The organism is Chryseobacterium ginsengisoli (genome assembly GCF_039542325.1).
Lineage (GTDB): Bacteria > Bacteroidota > Bacteroidia > Flavobacteriales > Weeksellaceae > Chryseobacterium > Chryseobacterium ginsengisoli.
Window position 1 is genome coordinate 1 of sequence record NZ_BAABHX010000005.1, and the last position, 25,113, is coordinate 25,113.

The window sequence follows — 25,113 nt, forward strand, 5'->3', positions numbered from 1 at the left end:
ATCCTGTACCTACACTAAGACCAGGTGCTGCTGTTACCAACATTGAAGCGGTTACGTTTTCATCCCCTTCAATTGCGTCTAAACAACCATCATTATCAGAATCTAAATCAAGATAATCCGGAATACCGTCTCCATTTGTATCGCAATAATCTCTTAGGTAAACTTTATAATCATCATGCATTATGGTAGCTGATGCTCCTCCTGATACATTATAGAAATAAATCCTTACAGTATACAAAGTATTTGGCTTCATGCTGATGCTTGCTGCATTATTAAATATTATATCAGCACTTGGAACTGTACCAGGCCAATTAATATCAGTCAAAAGATTAGTCCCAGAGGTTACAAAATCATTTTCTGAGATTGCCACTGTAAAATTATGTGCTGGATACCCTAAACGATTTAAGAAGGATGTTCTGTCATAGAAATAATTGTGTGTACTTGCAACCCAGTTTCCTGTCGTAAACGTATATTGTATATATTCATTATTTGTAATCGCCTGGCTAAGAGTTGTAGCATCAATATTACTTATTCTTAAATGAGTATTAGATGCGTCAGGATTTACAGTAGTAAGACCTGAACCATTAGTAGATGCTGTTCCTGAAGCTATAGGAGAAAGTACGGTAGCGTTACGGGTACTATCATTATACATCCATGAAACAACAGTTCCCAAGTCAGTATTACATTCATTGACATTTGGAATTCCATCATTATCAGTATCCAGATCGTATAAATCTGCGATACCATCATTGTCGGTATCAAGTGGCAATGTTGTATACGTAATATACCTACCAGTATTTTCAGAATCAAAACTGTGACTATGAACCCATTTTCCACCGCTGTAAACACCCGGTACAGATACTACATTGATAGTGAATGCTGCATCATCAGCAATAATCATTCTTACATTATTTCCGCTTGCAAAAGAAGCTCCGTAAGTAGAAAGATCTGCTGCAAAGTAAACTGTTCCCGTGGTATTCGTACGTTGTGACAACCATGTTCTTTGAATACGTTGTCCTGCAGAACCGTTAACAGTAATATTACTTAGTGCAGTAGCTGCTATATTATTATCTCCTGCCACGAAATATTTCAGATCTCCTGTCAATGCAGTTCTGGATGCATCAATATTCTGAGAAACGAAATCATTATTCGTTGCCATGGTAAGGATCGTTCCGGCATTCACACTCTTAGAAACCTTTTGATGTAAAGATTCAATATCGTCTTTTGCCAATCCAAAAATGTTATTGTTATAAGTGATATTCAACGAACCACTCCAAACAGTACCGTCTGCAGTAGAGATATAGTTGTCTGTAGCAACACGTCCTAATGTAATACCATATTTGATTGCCATATAAGTATCAACTTTTCTTCTTTCTGCTGCTGTAAGGTTTCCTCCACCATAGATGATGGTTTCTCCAATATCTCCCACAATACCTCCGTTATCACTTGTGTTGCCTGTCCATCGTGTATCTCCAAATACGTGACCTCCTAAAGCAAGTCCCATTGCCGCTGTATTTACTGTGGTACCATTGGCAGCACCGTTCAATCCTCTTGCCAATGTTGTATTGGTAAATGTATTGTACATGATACTTGGAATAGTCGTAGAATAATCTATTCCTGAACCAGGTAATTGTGTTCCACCTCCTACAACTCTTCTTTCAATTACTGTACTTGGAAGAAATCCTGTATAATCCCAAGCCGAAGCATCAGTCGTTGCATTATCTGCAGTGATACTAAAGATGTGAGGGTTTGGACTTCCCGGAGTTGTTATTCCGTTTTTAGTCAACGTGAATATATCATTGCTTGTATTGGTAATCGTCTGAACAGTATTATTACCTAACGTTTGAGTAACTGCCGTGAAGCTAACTCCAGGGTTATAATTGAAAGAAGTAACATCTCCGATTTTATATTTAGGCAATGCTTTTCCAGCAATCTGAGCCGAAATTGTTCCTGCAAAATAATCTTTCCATGAAGTTACATCTGAACCATTTCCTGTGTTAGTAGCATCAATATCAGCTCTGTACCACTGGCTCAGTCCATTAATAACCCCTCCCGGAGCATGTGCAAACGCCGCGAAAGTAAAAAACTGACCATTTGCCAATGTTACATCTGCATAATTGTAAGTAACGCCGTTTACCGTTTGCGTATTAACAGACATATCTGTTACGGTATCTGTATTATCAAATACAGCATCAGGACTCTGGATCAATCTCATAGCTGCTAAGCCTGCAGGCCAAGCTACACGTACCGTTCCAATAGTTCCTGTATTCTGAGCTTTCCAGATCGATTCAAAACGGTAATTAACTCCTGTAATTCCGCTAATAGAAACTGAAAGACTTTGTCTTAAACCGTTGTCTCCTACCATTAAGAATTGACCGTCTGTTAAACTACTTGTGTTTAAATCATTAGTGTTAGTTAATGTCCCACGTCCAATGATTAATTTTTGTCCGTCATTGATACTCTTAGATTGCTTTTGATGTAATGCAGACAAGAAGTCATTAGCAATACCAAAAATATTATTGTTATAACCTGTATTTACAGAACCACTCCATACATTAGCAGAGCTACTGCTCAAATAATTAGGCGTATTGGTAACATCTAATGTTATCCCTCCTTTAATAGCAAGATAAGAATCTACCTTGTTTACATCATTTACAGAAAGAGCACCATCAAAAACAATAGTTTCCGCCATTGTCATTGCAGTTCCGTTATCATCTCCGCCATTATTGGCATTTCTACCAAATATAATTCCTCCGTCTGCGCCTGTTGTTGTACTGGCATATGTTACATTTCCTTCCGCAACAGCACCATTAAACGCTCTTGTAAACAATGTGTTGGTAAAGCTGTTTCTTACAATTGTAGTATTCGTAAACTGATTATATCTATAGCCAGTAGCAACTGTAGTAAACAAAGGAGCAGCTGATGTATTATTTCTAATTATTACATTATCAGCTCCAAGACCAGGACTATCATAAGAATTCCCGCCTGTTAAATTTGAATAATTTAATCCTACAACTCTATCCCAACCACTTCCCGTAACCGGAGTAGTACTTGTATAAACAGTATAGTTTCCTCCTGACAGTGCATTTAATACATTTGTATTTCCTAAAGCATTTGCAGCAGTAAATGTAATACCTGGATTAAAGTTCAAATTTAGCCCGATTCCACTTACTGAAGTTGGCGCAGATGTAGTATTTGCCAATACAGGAGAAACAGGTACTTGACCTGCAGAATAATCTGTCCAGGTTGTAACAGCACCAGCTGCAGGTAATAGCCCTTTATCAGCTCTATACCAAAGTGAAGAAAGTACACCTCCCGGAGCATGAACATAGGCTGCAAATGTAAAGTACTGTCCATTACCTAAAGTTACAGCTGCTGTATTGTATGTAACTCCATTAATGATTGTTGTTCCAGACATTGGAATAAATGTATCCGTAGCATCAAATGTAGCATCCGTGGAGCGAACTAAATGTAAGTTTTCCATGCCTGTTGCCGGCCAAGCTAAAGTAACAGTTCCTACACCTGAAGTATTTTGAACTTTCCAAATAGATCCAAAACGATAGTTAATTCCTCCTCCGGGAGCTGCAGGGTTTGCCAAAGCAACAGAAGGTGCTTGTTTTAATCCATTATCTCCAACCAATAAGAATTGTCCATCTGTAAGGGTATTGGTATTAAGAGCATTTGTGTTGAATAAAGAATTTCCATTCCCTACAACTAATTTTTGCCCACTATTAATACTTGTAGATTGTTTCTGATCCAATGAAGAAACAAAATCATTAGCAATACCAAAAATATTATTACTATAAGTAGTGTTTGCAGCATTATCCCAAACAACCTGATTAGAAGAAGCTACATAATCGTGAGGTAGTGTAATTCCATACTTTACACCGTTGTAAGTTCTTACTTTAATTTTTTCAGCAGTTGTAAGATCTCTTTCATAAGCAATCATATCACCCATTACTCCGTTCATTACTTCTGGCTGAGAACCAAGTACGCTACCACTAGCCTGAAGAGAGTTACCAGTAACTCGTGTTTGAGTCGTGTTTGCCGTAGCTCCGTTAAGACCATATTTTATTCCGGCTACGTTCACCGTATAAGACATATCCGCTAATAAAAACTGGTTATCCGGATATTGTCCTGAAAATGCTGATGTTGTAGAATCAAATAATACAATATCATTATTCAGTTTAGTTATTGTTGGCGTATTAGCTTGAGGAAGAGAAGCTGTAGTAGTTGTTCCGCCAAATCCCCATATATCTCTATAACCACTTGTTCCTCCTGTTCTCGTTAATGTAGTTGAGAAAAACGTACCACTTAATCCATTAGCAGTAAAAGGTCCTCCCGAAGGATAAACCATAAAACGTCCATCTGCAGATGCTGTTCCTCCAAAATCCACAACAGGATTAAAGTTATAAAGAGTTGTAGCAACAAAAGGCTGACGAGTAGCATTCGTTTGAGTAAAGTCGTTTGAATTGATTGATTTATCCTGCCAAGTAGAAGGCGTAAATCCATTATCAGGTTTCAACCATACTCTCAGATCACCTACTACTCCACCAGGAGCCTGTACAAAAGCAGCGAAAGTAAAATATTGACCATTTGACAATGTTACATCAGCATAATTGTATGTTACTCCATTCACAGTCTGAGTATTGGTGCTCATATTTGTAACAGTATCACTATTATCAAATACAGCATCACTACTCTGTATAAGTCTTAGGTTAGTCAAACCAGCTGGCCAAGTTACTCTTACTGTTCCTACACTTCCTGTATTCTGAGCTTTCCAGATTGAGGCAAAGCGATAGTTAATTCCAGAAATTCCAGAAATTGCAACGGTAGGCGTTTTTTGTAAACCGTTGTCTCCCCAGATAAGATATTGCCCATTTGTAAGAGAAGTTACATTTGCTGCATTATTAACCGCAAATCCTGTGGTTGAAATAATAAGCTGCTTTCCTGCATTTACACTTATCGATTGTTTTTGATTAAGTGCTGAAGCATCATCATTAGCAATACCTGCAATATTATTATTGTAAGCACTATTCGCAGCACCGTCCCAAATGACAGTACCTGATGAAGAAAGATAATTATCCGTAGCCACTCTTCCTAATGTTATACCGTACTTAATGGCAAGATAAGAATCCACTCTTCTTCTTTCCGCAGCTGTAATGCTTCCATCACCATATACGGCGATTTCTCCGATATTACCTGTAAAACCTAAATCGTCACCACCGGGAGGATTATACCCTCCATTAGCTCCGAAAATATGCCCTCCGGTTACTAATCCGATAGCTCCGTGAGTCGCTGTTGTTCCATTGGCATTACCATTTACTCCTTTACTTAAAGATGTATCTGTAAAGGTATAGTACATCATGCTTGGAATATTGGCATCAAAGGCAACAGATCCCGGATTGGCTGAATATACAGTACCACTTCCTGCATTATTTCTGAAACCTACTGTCCCATCTGCATAAAGCCCCGGCTGATCCCAATTGGCTCCATTAAATGTGGTATTATCCATCCCGATATTAAAGAAACGGCTTCCCGTCATTCCCTCCTTTGTAAGAGTGATAATATCGTAATTAGTATTATTTAATGTCGGATCTGTAATATTTCCGATCATTTGCTGAATAGCTGTAAAATTAACTCCCGGGTTAAAGTTGAAATAATCTATAGCCCCGGTTTTATATTTTGGTAGTGGAGCTGTAGACAACTGCGAAGAAACTGTAGATGAAATCTGATCTGTCCAAGATGTAACATCAGTCCCGTCTCCTGTATTCACAGCAGCTGTACCAGCTTTATACCATTGTGTCAATCCGTTCACAACACCTCCTGGAGCCTGAACATAGGAAGCCAAAGTAAAATATTGTCCGTCTGCCAATGTTACGTCAGCATAGTTATAAGTAACACCGTTTACAGTCTGAGTATTTGCACTCATATCTGTAACCGTATCTGTTCCGTCAAATACCGCATCATTACTTTGAACAAGCTTAGGATTTTTTAAAGTAGCAGGCCATGCAATACGAACTGCTCCTACACTTCCTGTATTTTGAGCTTTCCAAATTGCCGCAAAACGATAATTCACTCCAGAAATTCCGGAGATAGCAACCGTCGATCTTTTAGTCAAACCGTTATCTCCCCAAACAAGGTATTGTCCGGCTGTAAGAGAAGTTGTATTTGCTGCATTGGTATTTGCTAATCCGGTTGTTGAAATTAATATCTGCTTACCGGAATTAGTACTCCATGATTGCTTTTGGTTTAGTCCTGTAGCATCTCTTGCAATACCTGCAATGTTATTATTATACCCGGTGTTTCCTGAAGTACTCCAAACTACACCACTGGATGAATTTTTGTAATCTCTGGTTCCCTGAGCATAGGTAGTTCCGTACTTTATTGCCAAATAAGACTCAACTCTATCCATTTCATCGCTAGAAAGTCTGTTTTCGAAAATAAGCATTTCGTTTACCTGTCCGTTAATAGAACCGTAATTGGTATCTCCACCTACACGAATATCTCTTGCATTTACATCAAGAATGGCATTCTGCAGCTGGCTTCCCGAATAATCTGTTCTGTTTCCGTTCAGTGATACTGTAGCAGCGGCATACGCAGCATTTGTACCTGCTCCGTTTTGCCAGTTGGCTCCTGCACTGAAATAATAGTTACTTTGAAAGCTATTACTCGTTACCCCTTGATAACCAGGACCTCCTGTAAAAAACAATAAGTTGTTCAGTCCGTTGTTGGAAGTGTGTAATCCCGGATAATCCATTGTGGAATCAAATCCGAAAATACCGCCCTGTGTTAATGTATTTAAATATCCTGCCGTAAATAATGTTCCATTTGTACGGTCTATGATATTAATTCCTGTTCCGGGTTGAAACTCCATCCATTTGCTTTGAAATGTAACGGTGGGATTAAAGTTGGCCAATGTGGTCGTATTGGAAAATGTAGGGCGTAATCCCGCAGTTGCCTGTAAGAGATTATATCCGTTACCCTGAGCATCATTCCATTGATAAACTGTCGAATTATTGGCAGAGCCCGTAACTCCCGCATCTGAAAACAATGTACCCGAAGCATCCGCTTTGTACCAGGCTGCCGGAACCACTCCTCCCGGCGATTGTCCAAACAGCAGTAATGGCGATGATACTGCTATTAAGAAAGTTAATATTTTTCTCATTATTTAATTATTTAGTTATTACTTTTTGTATTTCGCAGCTTCTTAATTTGGGAACAAAGAAGCTGCAAAATAACAGGGACGATAACCAATAGATCTTTTTTCCTCTATTAATCATGTCCTTTTTTCTCTAAAATAATTGAATGGAAAAATAAGGTGGGGGTCGTTGAAAATTTTTGCCTATAAGTGAAATAAAAAAAGTGTTTTCTTTGAAAAAACACACCAAGTATATGCTCACGAAAAGCATTAAGTTTAAAACGAAAAATTTATTTATTGAAAATAATTTGAGCTGTTGAGTAGTTGTTACCACCGCTTTATCCAGCCCGACATCAAAATGGGTAAATTCTTTATCGTGAGGATTGGTAAAATAAAACTGAGGAACAGAAGGTGATTTTTGCACAGACTTCTTTGTACTTTTTTTATCTTTTGTGTTACTGTGTGATTTCTCTTTTTCCTTTTTTTTCGAGATTTCTTTTTTAGTATCGATTTTAATGATAACAATTGGCGTAGTAATTGAATTGTCTAAATTAGTAAACTGAGCACCACCTGTTACATAGATTTTGGCAACATTATCATCTTGAACATTATTAAAAGTTCTGAGAGAATCTGCTTCAACAGTTTTTTCATTTTCATGATCATCAGGAACATTTGCATTCAAAGGTTGAAAAAACGAAACCATTGAAATAAAAAGAAGAAAGAATCTCCCCCTTGTAGCTAGGGAAGATCTTCCTTTACCTTTTTCAATCATTAGTGTTCTCATTTTTTTCAGTGTGTCTTAGAATCGTTTTGCCTAATAGGTTTAACAATATTATGTTAAGAAAGCACGAAACACAACTGATTATCAAGATAAATTCGGAAAAAAAAACATTTTTTATGGAAATATTATGTTTTTTTTAACACAACTTAAAATAAATACAAAGCTCTTAAAATCAATAATTTAAAATATAAAAATAATAGAAGAATATTGGAAATTATTTGATAATTGTTTTACCTTTTTTGACTTATCAATTAGAAGTTGTTTCAAATTTTCAGTTTAAATCAAAATACTGAGATTAACCATGAGTTTCCAGACACTTATCCCTAATTTAGCAGGGGTTACAAAATATGATTTTATCATCAATTTAGTAGAAGAAATTTCGAATTACCAACACCTTCTCAGATAAATATTGCTGTTTATATAAATTTCATTCACATATTTGTGTACATAAAAAAACAGTATTATGTCAGAAAAAAATTTAAACGGTAAAGTAGTTTTAATTGCCGGAGGTGGTAAAAATTTAGGAGGTTTATTAAGCAGGGGTTTTGCAGCTAAAGGTGCTAAATTAGCAATCCATTACAATAGCGAGAGTTCAAGAGAAGAAAGTGAAAAAACACTTAGTGAAGTACAGGCTCTTGGTGCAGAAGCATTTTTGTTTCAGGGAGATCTAACAAAAATAGAGAATATCACAAAATTCTTTGATGAAACAATTTCAAAATACGGAGGAATCGATATTGCCATCAATACAGTCGGAATGGTACTGAAAAAACCATTTGTTGATACAACAGAAGAAGAATATGATACGATGTCTAATATCAATTCTAAAGTAGCTTACTTCTTCATTCAGGAAGCAGGAAAAAAAATTAATGATAGTGGTAAAATCTGTACGATAGTAACATCGTTATTAGCTGCTTACACAGGTTTATATTCAACTTATGCAGGTATGAAAGCTCCTGTTGAACATTTTACAAGAGCTGCTTCTAAGGAATTTGGTTCCAGAGGAATTTCTGTAACGGCAGTTGCTCCTGGTCCAATGGATACGCCTTTCTTCTACGGACAGGAAGCTGATGACGCTGTTGCTTATCACAAATCTGCATCTGCTCTTAGCGGACTTACAAATATTAAAGATATTGCTCCTTTGGTAGAATTTTTAGTTACAGAAGGCTGGTGGATTACCGGTCAGACTATTTTCGCTAATGGAGGTTACACAACAAGATAAAGTTAGTTCTGGTATAATTGACAAATTGGTTGTTGATTTTTAAATCGTTTTGATCCAGAAATTCAACAATACAGTATCATTTGAGTTCTGATACAATTTAGAGAGAGAAAAAACCATCTTCATGAAGATGGTTTTTCATTTTTAATTATTTAGAGTAAATCAAAAATTAATATCTGGAAATCACAGCCCATGCAGAACCTGTACTTTGCACCACAATTCCTCTTCCCATATCACTGTTATTTAAACCATAATTGGAAAAATTCCCTCCATTAATTCTAAATGTTCCGGTTATCGTAATGTTTCCTGTTGTATCATTTATTAAATTATAAACTTTCCCCAAATTGGAAGAGCTTGCTGCAGGAAGCGAAATATTTCCGGAAACAAGAATCGTATAATCATCTGTTGCAACCGTTCCCGATGTCAAAGTTCTTATTTTTAAATTAAGAGAAGAAGCGTCTTTCCATGATAAATTTGCTGTTGCATCCGATCCATCGGTTACTAAAACCTGATTGACAGAGCCATTATTTCTTGGAAAACCATAAGCTCCCTGAAAATTCCCTGAAGAATCTGAAAAATTAAATACAATACCTTTCGTTTTATCAATTGTTACAGATGTGGATTCAGCGCTCGCTTTGCTGTGGCTTAAATATAAATTACTTGCAGTCGCATCATTATGCCCCCAAATTGATGATGATATACTTTGATCCGGATTATTAGCAACCAACGCAAAATTTCCTCCCGTCGCACTCGAAAAAGCCGCCATACTTCCGCCTCCCTGTCCGTTATTTGTCTGTAATGTGCTCATTCCGGGATATACGGAAATTACACTGCTTTGTGTAGCAGAAGTCAAATCTGCATTATTAGAAGAATACATCATATTGATAGGAATTCCAAAGTCTAATGAATTAGTCTCAAGACCATAATAATTTGTTCCATCCGTATATTTTGATTTAAAATCACCTGCAACCTCCAATTGTTTTGTACTGACAGCTGATGAGGAAGTCGTACCAATTGACACTTTCCCCTGTTGGTAAATATTTTCTGTATTTTGGGTAGAAACAGTATTGGTTCCCTGAACTTTCCACGGTTCTGACAAATTTCCGGATGCTATTTTTATCCATTTATTTAAATCTCCGTTAAAATAATAATATCCCGAAGAAGTAACATCAATGGTTTGTCCTGATGGACTTGTATCTGCATCCGTAACATAAACTAAAGCTCCTGTCTGAGAGGAAGTATAGTTTTTCAGTTTCAGCTGATTTCCCAAAATTCTCGGCGCAATAATACCATCAAATTTATTCGTATCGGCTGGTTTTCCTACTACATCGAAAGTAGCATTCGGAGCTTCTGTATTAACCCCAACTTGAGCATTGGCAAATACCCCTATTAGTAAAACAGGAAATAATAATTTTATCATTTGTTTTAAAATTTGTTTTTTTCAATTACAAAATTATACTTTATTTAAACATCTACTAATTTTTACTATTAAAATTTAACAAATTCACATCAAAAAAAGGCAATCAAACGACTGCCTTTCAATTATTATGTTAAATAACTACATTATGTTAAATTAATTTAAATCAAATCTGTCTGCATTCATTATTTTTACCCAAGCCGAAACAAAGTCATTTACAAATTTTTCCTGAGCATCTGAACTTGCATAAACCTCAGCAATAGACCTCAGCTCAGAATTTGAACCAAAAACAAGATCTGCACGAGTTGCCGTCCATTTTTTCTCACCGCTTTTACGATCAGTTCCTTCATATAATTCATTATCATTGGAAGCTGCTTTCCATTGAGTACTCATGTCTAAAAGATTCACAAAGAAATCGTTGGTAAGAGTTTCGGTATTGTGTGTAAAAATTCCGTGAGAAGAACCGTCAAAATTTGTATTTAAAGCTCTCATTCCTCCAATCAATACAGTTAATTCAGGAGCGGTAAGATTCAATAACTGAGCTTTATCAATTAATAAAGATTCCGTAGAAACAGAGAATTTTTTCTTTAAATAATTTCTGAATCCATCTGCTGCAGGCTCAAGATATCCCATCGATTCTACATCAGTCTGTTCTTGTGAAGCATCCATTCTTCCGGGTACAAAAGGAACAATCAGATTATGACCTGCATTTTTTGCTGATTTTTCTATCGCTGCACTTCCCGCCAAAACGATCAAGTCAGCCAATGAAACTTTTTTACCTGCTGTCTGATTTTCATTAAATTCTTTCTGAATATTTTCTAAAACCCCTAAAACTTTCTGAAGCTGAGCAGGATTATTTACCGCCCAATATCTCTGTGGAGCCAAACGGATTCTTGCACCATTTGCACCTCCCCTCTTATCACTTCCTCTGAATGTAGAAGCCGACGCCCAAGCTGTGGAAACCAATTCGGAAACACTCAGACCTGAATCTAAAATTTTCGATTTTAAAGCTTCAACATCAGAATTATTAATTAAAACATGATCCACTTCAGGAATAGGATCCTGCCAAATCAATTCTTCTGCAGGAACATCCGGTCCCAAATAACGGGCTTTCGGTCCCATATCTCTGTGCGTAAGTTTATACCAAGCTCTTGAAAATGCATCTGCAAATTCTTCAGGATTTTCGTAAAATCTTCTTGAAATCTTTTCATAAACCGGATCGATTCTTAATGATAAATCCGTTGTCAGCATCGTCGGTCTGTGTTTTTTATTCGGATCAAAAGCATCAGGAATAATTTCTTCTCCATTTTTCGCCACCCATTGCTGAGCTCCTGCCGGACTTTTCTTTAATTCCCATTCGTTTTCGAACAAGTTTTTAAAGAAATAATTGCTCCATTGTGTTGGAGTTTCTGTCCATGTCACTTCCAGGCCGCTGGAAATTGCATCCGTTCCTTTCCCTGATTTATAAGAACTGTTCCATCCAAAACCCTGCGATTCAATTCCTGCTGCTTCCGGCTCTTTTCCTACATGATCTGCAGGTCCCGCTCCGTGAGTTTTTCCAAAAGTGTGACCTCCCGCGATCAAAGCAACTGTTTCTTCATCATTCATCGCCATTCTTCCGAATGTATCACGAATATCTTTTGCCGCTGCGATCGGATCCGGATTTCCGTCCGGACCTTCAGGATTTACATAAATCAATCCCATTTGTACTGCTGCCAAAGGTTTTTCTAGATCTCTGGAATGATTAACTTCAGAATTATCATCCATCGGAAGAACACCATGACCTTCAACTCCCGGCGAACCGTGAGCATAACGAAGATCTCCGCCCAACCATGTTTTTTCTGTTCCCCAATATACATCCTGATCCGGTTCCCAAACATCTTCACGACCTCCTGCAAATCCAAAAGTTTTGAAACCCATTGATTCCAAAGCGATATTTCCTGTCAAAATCATTAAATCTGCCCAGGAAATTTTCTTTCCATATTTTTGTTTGATTGGCCACAATAATCTTCTCGCTTTATCTAAACTTACGTTATCGGGCCAACTGTTCAATGGTGCAAAACGTTGTTGTCCTGCTCCTGCTCCACCTCTTCCGTCTCCAACACGATACGTTCCTGCGCTGTGCCAAGCCATACGGATAAACAACGGACCGTAATGTCCAAAATCTGCAGGCCACCAATCTTGAGAATCTGTCATTAATGCATGAAGATCCTGTTTTACAGCTTCAAGATCAAGACTTTTGAACGCTTCTGCATAATTGAAATCGCTGTCCATCGGATTTGAAAGATGAGAATGCTGACGAAGAATATCAACTCTTAATTGTTCCGGCCACCAATCTTTATTTTGAGTACCGCCACCCGCAACATTTTCTTTTTTCATTGTTCCGTTGTGGAATGGGCATTTACTGATGTCTCCTGAAGTATTTTCCATATCGTTTAAATTTTTATGTTGATTTTATAGTTTAAATTCTTTCTTAAGAACAAGGCAAACTTACAATAGTTGTAAAATAAATACAATCTATCAAAAATATTTTTACAATAGTTAAAAACAATAATAAAGTCTAATTCATTGATTTACTGAAAGCATAAGCATAAAAGGTTTAATAATTCAATTAAGTTAATAAAATTTTATATTAATTTGAATGAAAACCAAAGACAAACAAACATATTTAGAATTATTCAAGACAATGTTAAGAGTTTCATAAATTTTAAACTTTTTAATTATCAAAAATTTAATTAACTTTATCTATTTACAAAACATGAAATTCAGGATATGAAAAAAGTATTAGTTGTCATTCTCGTCGCATTTATTATCATTCAGTTCTTTCCTATTGATAAAACCAATCCTGCTCCAACTCCCGGAATGGACTTTTTAAAAATCAAAAATGTACCTGAAGATGTTGCAAAATTGATCAATTCTTCCTGCTACGACTGCCATTCCAATGAATCAAGATATCCTTGGTATTCTAATATTGCACCTGCTTCCTGGCTTTTGAAAAATCATATTAATGAGGGAAGAAAACATCTGAATTTCTCTACCTTTGCAACATACGAACCAAAACAACAGGCTCATAAACTCGAAGAATGTATTGAAATGATCGAGAAAAAGGAAATGCCTTTGGAATCTTATTTTGTAGGACATCAGGATGCAAAACTGACGGATGATCAAAGAAAGATTTTAATCGACTATTTCAAAAAAGAGAAAGCAGAAACGGAACGAAAAATGGCACTTTAAAAATTAAAGATCATGGAAGAAAACTGGCAGGAAAAGCATATTGTATTTTTTGACGGAGATTGTGGAGTCTGCAATTTCTGGGTACAGTGGATTTTAGAGAGAGATAAAAAAGATCAGTTTATGTTTGCTTCTCTTCAATCAGAGTTTGGTCAGAAATTTTTATCTGAAAGAGATTTGGAAACTAATGTTTTCAATACGATGTATCTTTGGAAACCTAAACATTATTATCTTGTAAAATCCAGTGCTGTTTTACAAATTGCGAATTTACTTGGCGGAATCTACAAGCTTTCAGGAATAGGAAAACTGTTTCCCAAATTTTTAAGAGATAAAATTTACGATGTTATTTCGAGAAACAGAATGAAACTGGCAAATCAAAAGTGTTACTTGCCTACACCGAAAGAAAGGAAGAAATTTATTGAGGTTTGATTTTTTGTTTAAGCACTAATTTTTTCACGAATAACACTGATAAAATTTTTAAATATATACGTAAACTTTGTCATTCAGAACGGAACAAATTGGAGTGAAGAATCTATTTTTTTCTTGCTTTAGATAGATTTCTCCTTCGTCGAAATGACAGATTGCAAAAATATAAAGACTGCTTCAATTAAGAAACAGTCTTTTTTATTCTCGCAGATCAAACTGATTTGATTACGCAGATTTTTTTATTTTAATTTATTGATTCAAAGACCAAACAGAATAAGAATTCGGTGCACATTGAATTTTCACCCACTTATCACCCTGCGTTGTAGGATACCAACTCGAGCTTCCCGTAAAATCTTTAATTTGCTGACTTGCCCAATTCGTTTGGATCCATCTTTCCTGCCAACTTGAAGAATTATTGATGTAAACAACCAATCCCGGATTTCCGTTGTAGCCGTTTCTTCTTGCGATATATTCGTCGTTATCAGTATAAAGAATCGAAGTTGTTCCGGTTGCTTTATTGTTGTGAATCCAAATCAGGTTGTTTAATCTTTCTTTATTCAGCCATTCTTCATAATCTCTATAGAAAATTGTCGGATAACCTTCATGCGTTAAAATATAAGCATACGCCAACATTTTATTATAAATGATATCCGTATCGTGGTTCGAAACAAAGGTTACAGCTTTGTAAGGATTCCTTTTCCACATCATGTCATCATTAAGAGCATTTAAATTATTATTATCAAACGCTTCATCCATTTTGTAATAAGCTGCAAAATCGAACACAGAACTGTTGGCATTATTTGCCCACCATTCTAAAGTGTTTACATTAGAATCCCATAGTTCTCCGACAGAAAACCCTCCTACATTGGCATTCCAAGTATTCACAACCCAAGGTCCGAAACCTTTTACATAATCGAATCTCCATCCGTCGAATTTCATTACGTTCTTATAATATTTTGCGACAGAATCATCTCTTCCCCAAAGCCAATCCTGAACATAAGGATTCGCATGACAAAGATCCGGAAAGCCACCGAAAGCTCCTTCATCATTATTTCCATAAGAATTTTTATAAAAATCATTGTAACTTCTAGGAAATTTTCCTGATGCAACACCTGAAAAATCTGTCCATGTATTTGTTCCCGTAAAAGGATTTGCCTGAGATTGTCCGCCACTGTTATGATTAATAACAATATCTGCGTAAACCTGCATATTTTCAGTGTGAGCCTGAGTAATTAATGCTTCTAATTCCGCTCTTGAACCAAAACGCGTTTCTACACTTCCATTCTGATTATAATTTCCAAAATCATAATAATCAGTAGGATCATACCCCATCGAATACGCTCCATTCTGTGCTTTTGAAGCGGGAGGCAACCAGATTGCGCCAATTCCTGCATTCGACCAATCGGTAACTTTTCCTTTTACAGTATTCCACCAGTTTCCTCCATCGGGAACATCCCAATAAAATCCCTGCATCAGGACGCTTCCACCTGGTCCGGCAACAAATTTGGCATTAACATTAGAAGAAGTTCCTGTACTGAAAGGACGACCGTCATGATTAGTAACATTCACAATTTTGTCGTGAATCTCTAACTGTTTAGCATTTTCGTTAACAATTTCATCATTGTTCTGACAAGAGCTCACAAAGCCCAAAGCCAATAAAGAAAGTAGAAAATGTGTTTTTTTCATATCGAAAGTTTTAATTATTAAACTATTAACTAAATTACATTTTTTTTGAAATAAATTCCATTCGAGGTGAAATAATTTTTATTTTTATCAATAAACCTCATCAAATCATTATTTACAATTTTCATTAAAAAATCATAAACTTTTAAGATTTTCGGTACAATTTTTCCATTAATCCATATATTTGCAGACTATGGAATACAATACCCAAAAAACTCAGCTTCATTTGCCGGAATATGGCAGAATTATACAACAGTTGGTTGAGCGTTGCAAGGAGCTTTCTTCAAAAGAAGAAAGAAACGAAATGGCAATGGCAATCATTGATTTTATGGGTCAAAGAAACCCGCAACTCCGCGACGAAGAAAATTATAAACATAAACTTTGGGATCATCTATATATTTTGGCCAATCATGAATTGGATGTAGATTCTCCCTACCCTTTTCCTACGAAAGAAGAACTTGAAGAAAAACCTAAAAGAATGGAATATCCAAAACTTCAGGGTGACTTTAAATTCTATGGGAAAAGTATTCTTCAGTTAATTGAAAAAGCAATCGAACTGGAACAAGGCGACGAAAAAGAAGCTTTGATCGAAGTGATTGCCAACAATATGAAGAAATCGTACAACGTATATAATAAGGAACACGTAACGGATGATGTGATCTTCCGTCACCTGAAAGAACTTTCGGAAAACAGACTGGATCTTACGGGAATAGATTCTCTTGAAAAAAGTAAGATCTATTACACGACCAATAACAACAACCGAAACAACAACCAGAATAATAACCGGAACAACAACCGAAACAACCAAAATAACAAAAGAAGACACAATAACAATAATAACAACAACAATAATCATAATAAAAGAAAGTAGACATGAGTGGAACATTTCAAATAAGAGGAGGAAAGAGACTGCAAGGTGAAATCACTCCACAAGGAGCAAAAAATGAAGCTCTACAGATTCTTTGTGCCGTTCTATTAACAGATGAGGATGTAAGGATTAAAAATATTCCGGATATCCACGACGTTAATCGATTAATTGAAATTTTAGGAGACTTTGGTGTAAAAGTGACTAAAAACGGACACGGAGATTATACTTTCAAAGCAGATAAAGTTAATTTTGATTATATAAAATCAAACGAGTTTAAAAAAGACGGAGCAAAACTGAGAGGTTCAATCATGTTGATGGGTCCAATGTTAGCAAGATATGGTGAAGCATACATGCCGACTCCGGGAGGTGACAAAATCGGAAGAAGAAGATTAGACACTCACTTTCAAGGACTTGTAGAATTAGGTGCAGAATTTCATTATGATGAAGAGGAATTCTTTTATTCATTAAAGGCTAAAGAACTTAACGGTAAATTTATTTTGCTTGAAGAAGCTTCTGTAACAGGAACAGCAAACATCGTGATGGCTGCAGCTTTAGCAAAAGGAAAAACAAGAATTTACAACGCAGCTTGTGAACCATATCTTCAGCAACTTTGTAAAATGTTAAACAGAATGGGAGCCAATATTTCAGGAATCGGTTCGAATTTATTAACAATCGAAGGGGTTGAATATCTTCACGGAACTGAACATACAATGCTTCCCGACATGGTAGAAATCGGATCTTGGATCGGTCTTGCTGCCATGACAAAATCTGAAATCACAATCAAAAATGTAAACTGGAATCAGCTTGGTGTTATTCCAAATACATTCAGAAAATTAGGAATTGAACTTGAGCAAAGTAATGATGATATTTTCATTCCAGCTCAGGAAAATTATAAAATCCAGAAATTTATTGATGGATCTATTTTAACTATTTCTGATGCGCCTTGGCCAGGATTTACGCCGGATTTGTTATCTATCATTTTAGTAGTTGCCACTCAGGCGAAAGGAAGTCTTTTGGTTCACCAGAAAATGTTTGAATCAAGATTATTCTTTGTGGATAAATTGATCGACATGGGAGCTCAAATCATCCTTTGTGATCCGCACAGAGCAACTGTTATTGGTTTAAACCAAGAAGCTCCGTTGAGAGGAACAACAATGGTTTCTCCAGATATCAGAGCAGGAAATGCACTTCTAATTGCTGCACTTTCTGCGGAAGGAAAATCTATTATCCACAATATCGAGCAAATCGACAGAGGTTATGAAAATATCGATGGAAGATTGAAAGCAATCGGAGCGGATATTGAAAGAATTTAATTCAAAAAAGAAGTTAGAAATTAGAGGTTAGAAACTAGTTTTCCCCTTTAATTATTTATAAATCAAAAGCGTTCAGTTTTCACTGAACGCTTTTTGTAATTAAAACTATATGAATCTCACCTATAAGTATTTTCTGCAAGTATATTCTACAGAAGTACTTAAAAGTTTATTTTTATTCAGATAAAATTCCAGCTGTTCGAAATCCTCTGAATTTACATTTATATATAACTGAACAGATCCGAAACTCAGCCCGTTCACATATTCAACGTTTGCCGACAACACCCTGTGACATATCCCGAACTGATTATAAATGGTATTCATCAAATGCTCGAATTTCATTTTTCCATTTAATTCTACTTCCAGTATCAATTCTTTTTTTGGCAGGTTGAGTTTGTTTTGTAAAACCTGCAGGTTTGGATTTGGTGTAATCATAACAAAACATTTTTTTTGGTTAAACACTTAGATTCCCGCTCTGTTGCGCTAAATCTTTGACAAAAATATAAAAAAATATTAGTCTACCAAATTAGTAGGATAATATTTTTTAATTTTAACTAAATATTTTTCTTTGAAGTTTAAATTTCGGTTAAAATTGGTCAAATTTGTTCATAAAAAAACGGACTAAAGTCCGTTTCAAGTGATGTAAATATTTTTCTGTAAAATTATTTTAATTCTTTTATTCTTTCCAGTTTATCGGAAGCTGCCAAACCATTGGGATTGCAACCCAATTCACCTTCAGGAACTTTTAAATTTTTCTTTTGGTAAAATTCTTCCCAGAAAGTATTTATTTTTCCAGTTTTCGGATCAACGAAAGTCATTGGTTCCAATTTGAAAATATGATCTTTTCTAAAAGCTCTTTCAATAAAATCCGAACAGTAATATGAATTTTCATCCAAAATATAATTGAAATTATACGGTTTTCCCAACATCAATTCAGCCTTTGAAATTGCATCAGGAATTGTTTTTTGATATTCAGGTTTTAATCGATAGACAATTACGCTTTGTTCGTCATTTGCCTGATCTTTCAGAAAATCTTTTAAATTTTGTTTTTGAGAACCACCTTTCGGAGCTGCGTGGAGAACAAAAACTCCGTCTTTACTTTTTTCTAAAATTCCGATATGATCGAAAGAAGCATTTTTTTGTTTTTGAGTGACATTATTTATTGCTCCAGAAAGTCCCGTTTCTTTTGCGGTAACGAAAAGTAGATCTCCGTTCTTTAATCCGGAAGTTTGTGAACTTTTACAGCTTAAAATCAAGTTTAAGAGAAAAATACATGCAGCGATTTTCAGTAAAAAAATATTTCTTTTTAAAATTGGTCTCATAAATAGTAATCCATTATTCTCTTCTACAGAATTTCTGGGGTTTTAATTCAGTTTAATAATTGTCAAATTAACAAAATTTTGATGACAATAACTTTTAATTAAAATAAAAAACAGCTAAACATATTGTCTAGCTGTTTGGGTGTAAATTATTAAATCTAAAAATTATTTTTTAATCGCTTTTGTTGTTGACTGAGAGCCATCTTTGAAAGTAAAACTCACTAAATACACTCCTGAATTCAATTCACTTAACTGAAGTTCTTTACCAGGATTTTCGATAGTTTTTACAACTCTTCCAGATACATCTGCAATGGAAACAGATTTTACATCTTTAGTTTCAGCAATGTATAAAACATCTTTGAATGGATTCGGATATACTTTGATTTCATTTTTCTTAACAGACGTTTCAGCAGTTGCCAAAGAAGAAGTCACTTCAAACATGAAGTCGATGAACTCTCCTCTTGAAATAGCTCCACAAGGATTGGAAGGTGCCGTACTATTGTAATCTGTAACAAGTCTCATTCTGTAATTTCCTGTAGGAGTTCCCGCAGGTACAGCAAAAGATCCTGAAGTAGTGGTTACATAACCTGTAGTTACAAACATTCTTTCACCAGATTCAAAAGTTAGATTATTATTCCAGTCTACCCAGATTGCAAATCCACATGTTGGACCTCCAGCCGTTAAAGATATAGAAGCATTTCCTCCTGCAGGATTAGATATTTTATTACTCGTTGCCGTTAAATTTTGATATCCTCCGGTTATACTTGCAGAAGATGCATAATTCATATTTGTAGCCGCTCCTGTGGAACTGAAAGAAGAAACCCAAGAAGACTGAGAAGTAGATGAAGGAACACAATATCCTGTTCTGAATGAAGCTACAACCTCACTCCAAATACTTCTATCTGTACCAATACATTTAGATCTTACCCATACATAGTAATTAGTATCGGCCACCAATCCATTTATAGTTGCAGTAGTTGTAGCAGAAGTCACAGAATTAGTAGCATCTAAAACAGTAGTTGAAGTAGGAGCTGTAGTATTTGTACTGTAGTATACTTCGTATCCGTTTGCCGGAGCCGGAGTTGGCGCCGTCCAGGTAACTGTTGCCGAATTCGAGGTAGTAGCCGGAACTGTAACTGCAGTTGGCTCAAAACAACTAGGAATATTTTGTACTGTAATATCATCAATATAAATAGAACGGTTTGTACCACCTAATCCATGTTTAAATGCCAATTGCAGATCAGAACCTGATGGAATATTAACAGTATATTGTGTTTGAGTAGTCGTTAAAGTAATAGGTGATCCAATTTGTGTAAATGAATTTGAATCTGTAGGGTTTGATAAAGTACCAACCAATAAAGTATAATTTGCAGTACTCGATTTTGCATAGAATCTAACTCTCTTTGTTCCATCTGAAAGATTTACAGTTGGAGGTGACACTAACATTTGGTTACCTGTAGTTGCAGTCGAATTATATAAATAATAAGAATTAGGTGACGAATAAGGGTTTGATGCAGCCACATATCCATATCCCACAAACGAAGCACTTTCTAAATATGCCCAACAGCTTGGTGCATTATTATTCGTTGAAGAACCCGTACTTGTCGTATCAAAATTTTCTGTATAAGGAACTGTGAACGTAGAACAAGCTGTTTTAAAAGTGCCACCGAAAGACCATGCACTTTGGCTTGTTCCGGAACTACAGTTGGTTCTTACCCAATAATAATAGTTTGTATTCGAGTTAAGACCTCCAATCGTAGTACTTGTTCCCGATACTCCAGAATATGTAGGTGTTACTGAATTCGCAGGTATTGTATTATTAGTGCTGTGATACACATCATACGTTACACCATTTGATACAGCCGTCCATGAGACCAACGCAGAATTAGCCGTTATACTTGCAGGCGCCTGTAAAACCGGAGGCACACAAGTTGAATAAGCATCCACTGAAAAAGCAAAAATATTTGGAAGTCCCGAACCGCTGGCTTTAGTTACAGTTACACTTTGTATTTGTTTCGCTTGGTTTGCAGCATCTATCGCCAACTCACTTTGATACAATCTTGGATTTGTTCCACCTTCAGGGGACGGAATGTCATCAGCAGCATTGGGAGTTGCACCTGGTTTTTTCACTCTTCCAATTCCTTGAACCGCAAAATTGGTACCGCCGTACCAGTCTGCAAGACTTACGCCTGAAAATGTTTGCGAAGTAGCATCCGTAAAATTCACCACTACATTTACAGTAGAAGTACCACTTCCACTTACGGCAAGCATATACAATTTAGTCGCTGCTTTAGGCGTGGTAAATGTTAAAGTTCCTGCATCATTTACTGCAGCTAATCTCAAAGAATTATTTGCATTCAAACTTGCTAACTGATAGCTCAATCCGGGAGTTGTTGCCACCACAGAATTAATAATCCCATCAACAGGAATACCATAGGTAATAGCTGCACTTGTAGATGTTAATTGAAAGTCTCTGGCTACAAAAGCATAAGAAACTCCGTCTACATCATTATTTGTAGAAACATTTGAAGATCCTATTCCGTTTGCAATCACATCAGCGGTAAGGCCTGAAGCAATAGGCATTTGTTGGTAGTTTTGAGCTGCCATAGAACTTGCAGCTAGTAGAGCCATCGCATTGATAGCTCCAAAAAATAGTTTTAATTTCATATTTACTAGTTATTGTCGCTGTAAATTTATAAAAAAAACAATATAAAAACGATTTTGATAAAATTTTTATATAAATATTTAAATACCATTAAATAAATCAATATTTAATCACAAATAATTGAAATATTAATTAAAAACAATAACAAAAATAAATACCAATAATTCACTATATATCAATCATTTTGTTATTGATTCTTTAATTCAAATAAAAACACTTTCTTACTTCAAGCATTATTTTATTATTGAGAAATTAAATCTTATTTTTGCCATACAAATTTTTTGAACAATGCCGAATATTTCAAACAGAGCACAACACATGCCGCCGTCGCCGGTTAGAAAACTGGTTCCTTTTGCCCTTAAAGCGAAACAAAAAGGAATAAAAGTATATCACCTGAATATCGGGCAACCGGATATTGAAACTCCGGAAACGGCTCTTAATGCTTTAAAAAATATTGATTTAAAAGTATTGGAATATGCTCTTTCTGAAGGTAATATCGAATACAGAAAAGCACTTACGGAATATTATCACTCTTTAGATTTTACAGATCTTACTCCTGATAATTTCATTGTAACAAACGGAGGATCAGAAGCTTTAAATTTCGCGATCTCAACTTTATGTGATGACGGTGATGAAGTGATTATTCCTGAGCCTTATTATGCAAATTATAACGGTTTCACGAGCACTTTCAATGTAAATGTGGTTGCCGTTCCTTCAACAATTGATACAGGATTTGCACTTCCTCCAATTGAAGAATTCGAGAAAAAAATTACAGAAAAAACAAGAGCAATCGTTATTTGTAACCCTGGAAATCCAACAGGTTATCTTTACACACGCGAAGAACTTCAGAAATTAGCGGAAATTGCTTTGAAATATGACATCGTTGTGATTTCAGACGAAGTTTACAGAGAATATGTTTATGACGGAAAACAACAGGTTTCGATGCTTGCTTTTCCTGAATTGGCAGAAAACTGTATCATTATCGACTCAGAATCAAAGCGTTATTCAATGTGTGGTGTGAGAATCGGATGTATGCTTACACGTTCTAAAAAAATCCACGATGCTGCAATGCTTTTTGCACAGGCAAGATTGAGTCCTGTTTTATTAGGACAAATCGCCGCAACTGCCGCTCACCAAAATGACGGAGCTTACATCAGAGCCGTAAGAGAAGAATATACACACAGAAGAAATGTCTTGGTTGATGCTTTAAATGCGATTCCGGGAGTTATCTGTCCGAAGCCAAAAGGAGCTTTCTATTGCGTTGCCGAACTTCCGGTTGACGATACAGAAAAATTCGCTCAGTGGTTATTGGAAAAATATTCTTTCAACGGAGAGACAATCATGGTTGCACCTGCAGGAGGTTTCTACAGCAATCCTGAATTGGGTAAAAAACAGGTAAGAATCGCTTACGTTTTAAAAGAAGAAGATTTAAAAAGAAGTGCAGCTATTTTGAAAGATGCGCTTGAAAAATATAAATTAGAATTCAATTTTTAATTTAAATTAAAACTCATGTCAGCAATAAAATATCTTAGTTTGAAAATTTTCTTTCTAACAGTTTTATTGCTGATATTTTTTTCATGTGACAGCAAAAAGACCGAAAATATTTCTTCAACAAATCCGAACGAGATTATTTCTATCAAATATTCGGATATTGGAGGACAACTCGGAAATTACAAAATTGTAAAAGTCACAAAAGATTCCATTCATCTTGAAGAAGGAATTACAAACAATAAAATCCATAAGGAATGGAAATCGGCAATCACGCCACAAATTTGGGGAAAACTGACATCAACTCTTGATGTAAAAACTTTAGATAAAATTAAAAGTTCGCCCAGCAAACAGTCTGTAGACGGATTCGATGAAACCTTCCAAATCAAAACTGCGAAAAAATATCATGCTTATGTAAATTCGTATGCAGATACAGTTTATTACAAGCAACTTCAGAAATTAAAAGACCAAATTCAAATCCTTCTTCCAACAGATTATAAATAAAACCAATGCACGAAAATTTTTCTCTAAAACCATACAATACATTCGGTGTAGATGCAAAAGCAAGATATTTCAATGAAATTCATTCTATTGAAGAATTAAAAGAAGTAATAGATTTTGCCAACACAGAATCTCTTCCAATTTTATTTCTTGGCGGCGGAAGCAATGTTCTACTGACAAAAGATTTCGACGGATTGGCTGTTAAAATCAGCTTAAAAGGAATCCACGAAGATATTATCAGCGAAAATCATGTGTTGGTCACTGCAAAAGCGGGAGAAAACTGGCATGAATTCGTAATGTTTTGCTTAGATAAAAATTATGGCGGATTGGAAAACCTTTCTTTAATTCCGGGCAATGTAGGAACTTCGCCAATGCAGAATATCGGAGCTTACGGAACGGAAATTAAGGATGTTTTTGTGAATTGTACCGTTCTAAATTTGGAAAACCTCCAATTGGAAACTTTCAATTTGGAACAATGTAAATTTGGTTACAGAGATTCTGTTTTTAAACAGGAAGGCAAAGGAAAATATGTGATTTTGGAAGTTACTTTTAAATTAACAAGACAAAATCATCACATCAAAACAGAATACGGAGCGATAAAATCTGAACTGGAAAACTTGGGAATTCAAAATCCAACCATTCAGGATATTTCGAAGGCTGTTATCAACATCAGACAAAGCAAATTGCCTGATCCAAAAGAAATTGGAAACGCAGGAAGTTTCTTTAAAAATCCCACGATTCTTTTAACGCAATTCGAGGAATTACAACAGAAATTCGATAATATTCAAGGCTATCCGAATGGAGATTTTGTGAAAGTTCCGGCTGGTTGGCTGATAGAACAATGTGGCTGGAAAGGAAGACAAATTGGAAATGTTGCTTCCCATAAACTGCAGTCTCTGGTTATTGTAAATACATCCGGATTGGCTACAGGAAAGGAAATTTTTGATTTTTCGACGGAGATCATCAATTCTGTGAAAGAAAAATTCGGGATTGAGCTGGAGAGAGAGGTGAATATTATTTAAAATTTTAATAAATTTAAATGCTTCGACAAACTCAGCATGACAATC

16 protein-coding genes are annotated in these 25,113 nt (G+C 35.7%); 8 read left to right on the forward strand and 8 right to left on the reverse strand.

Annotated features, from left to right (window positions below):
- The coding region (locus ABD940_RS15165) for a beta strand repeat-containing protein (RefSeq protein WP_345205673.1) at positions 1-7,168 on the reverse strand (7,168 nt) is incomplete at its 3' end.
- A 127-nt stretch (positions 7,169-7,295) separates the two neighbouring features.
- Entirely contained in the window at positions 7,296-7,925 is a 630-nt protein-coding gene (locus ABD940_RS15170; protein ID WP_345205676.1) for a hypothetical protein, read from the reverse strand.
- Positions 7,926-8,385: 460 nt separating this feature from the next.
- Here ABD940_RS15170 and ABD940_RS15175 point away from each other — a divergent pair, with 460 nt between their 5' ends.
- The gene (locus tag ABD940_RS15175) at positions 8,386-9,141 is read left to right on the forward strand and encodes an SDR family oxidoreductase (RefSeq protein ID WP_345205679.1); all 756 of its coding nucleotides are present in this window, start codon (positions 8,386-8,388) and stop codon (positions 9,139-9,141) included.
- A 166-nt stretch (positions 9,142-9,307) separates the two neighbouring features.
- Here the strand turns inward: ABD940_RS15175 and ABD940_RS15180 are convergent, their stop codons facing one another.
- On the reverse strand, positions 9,308-10,558 hold the full coding sequence (locus tag ABD940_RS15180; protein ID WP_345205681.1) for a hypothetical protein: 1,251 nt from the start codon (positions 10,556-10,558) through the stop codon (positions 9,308-9,310).
- A 153-nt stretch (positions 10,559-10,711) separates the two neighbouring features.
- Entirely contained in the window at positions 10,712-12,985 is a 2,274-nt protein-coding gene (katG, locus tag ABD940_RS15185; protein ID WP_345205684.1) for a catalase/peroxidase HPI, read from the reverse strand.
- Positions 12,986-13,327: 342 nt separating this feature from the next.
- On the opposite strand from katG, the gene ABD940_RS15190 reads away from it, so the two are divergent.
- Positions 13,328-13,789 (forward strand): heme-binding domain-containing protein, encoded by a 462-nt coding sequence (locus ABD940_RS15190; RefSeq protein WP_345205686.1) that lies wholly within the window; start codon positions 13,328-13,330, stop codon positions 13,787-13,789.
- A 12-nt stretch (positions 13,790-13,801) separates the two neighbouring features.
- Complete coding sequence (locus ABD940_RS15195; RefSeq protein WP_345205689.1) at positions 13,802-14,215, forward strand: thiol-disulfide oxidoreductase DCC family protein; 414 nt, start codon at positions 13,802-13,804, stop codon at positions 14,213-14,215.
- Positions 14,216-14,461: 246 nt separating this feature from the next.
- Here ABD940_RS15195 and ABD940_RS15200 read toward each other — a convergent pair whose 3' ends face one another.
- Entirely contained in the window at positions 14,462-15,898 is a 1,437-nt protein-coding gene (locus ABD940_RS15200) for an alpha-amylase (protein WP_345205691.1), read from the reverse strand.
- A gap of 190 nt (positions 15,899-16,088) precedes the next feature.
- Between ABD940_RS15200 and ABD940_RS15205 the strand changes: the two genes are divergently transcribed.
- Positions 16,089-16,766, forward strand: a complete 678-nt coding sequence (locus tag ABD940_RS15205; RefSeq protein ID WP_345205695.1) for a DUF4290 domain-containing protein — start codon at positions 16,089-16,091, stop codon at positions 16,764-16,766.
- A gap of 2 nt (positions 16,767-16,768) precedes the next feature.
- Positions 16,769-18,076 (forward strand): UDP-N-acetylglucosamine 1-carboxyvinyltransferase, encoded by a 1,308-nt coding sequence (murA, locus tag ABD940_RS15210; RefSeq protein WP_345205698.1) that lies wholly within the window; start codon positions 16,769-16,771, stop codon positions 18,074-18,076.
- A 120-nt stretch (positions 18,077-18,196) separates the two neighbouring features.
- On the opposite strand, the gene ABD940_RS15215 is transcribed toward murA, so the two are convergent.
- From ABD940_RS15215 to ABD940_RS15225, 3 genes are all read right to left on the reverse strand, one after another.
- Positions 18,197-18,508 (reverse strand): NIL domain-containing protein, encoded by a 312-nt coding sequence (locus ABD940_RS15215; protein ID WP_345205702.1) that lies wholly within the window; start codon positions 18,506-18,508, stop codon positions 18,197-18,199.
- Between the two features lie 227 nt (positions 18,509-18,735).
- Positions 18,736-19,395, reverse strand: coding sequence for a YiiX/YebB-like N1pC/P60 family cysteine hydrolase (locus ABD940_RS15220; RefSeq protein ID WP_345205704.1), 660 nt, complete (start codon positions 19,393-19,395; stop codon positions 18,736-18,738).
- Between the two features lie 162 nt (positions 19,396-19,557).
- Positions 19,558-22,059: a GEVED domain-containing protein gene (locus ABD940_RS15225; protein WP_345205708.1), complete on the reverse strand. Its 2,502-nt coding sequence runs from the start codon at positions 22,057-22,059 to the stop codon at positions 19,558-19,560.
- Positions 22,060-22,345: 286 nt separating this feature from the next.
- Here ABD940_RS15225 and ABD940_RS15230 point away from each other — a divergent pair, with 286 nt between their 5' ends.
- From ABD940_RS15230 to murB, 3 genes are read left to right on the forward strand one after another with little or no spacing between them, the layout of a single operon-like run.
- The gene (locus ABD940_RS15230) at positions 22,346-23,551 is read left to right on the forward strand and encodes a pyridoxal phosphate-dependent aminotransferase (protein WP_345205710.1); all 1,206 of its coding nucleotides are present in this window, start codon (positions 22,346-22,348) and stop codon (positions 23,549-23,551) included.
- A gap of 15 nt (positions 23,552-23,566) precedes the next feature.
- Positions 23,567-24,049 carry a hypothetical protein gene (locus ABD940_RS15235; protein ID WP_345205714.1) on the forward strand — a complete coding sequence of 161 codons (483 nt, stop codon included), beginning with the start codon at positions 23,567-23,569 and terminating at the stop codon, positions 24,047-24,049.
- 5 nt (positions 24,050-24,054) lie between these two features.
- A complete protein-coding gene (murB, locus tag ABD940_RS15240; RefSeq protein ID WP_345205717.1) occupies positions 24,055-25,068 on the forward strand; it encodes a UDP-N-acetylmuramate dehydrogenase in 1,014 nt (337 codons plus the stop codon).
- The last annotated feature ends 45 nt before the right edge of the window (positions 25,069-25,113 follow it).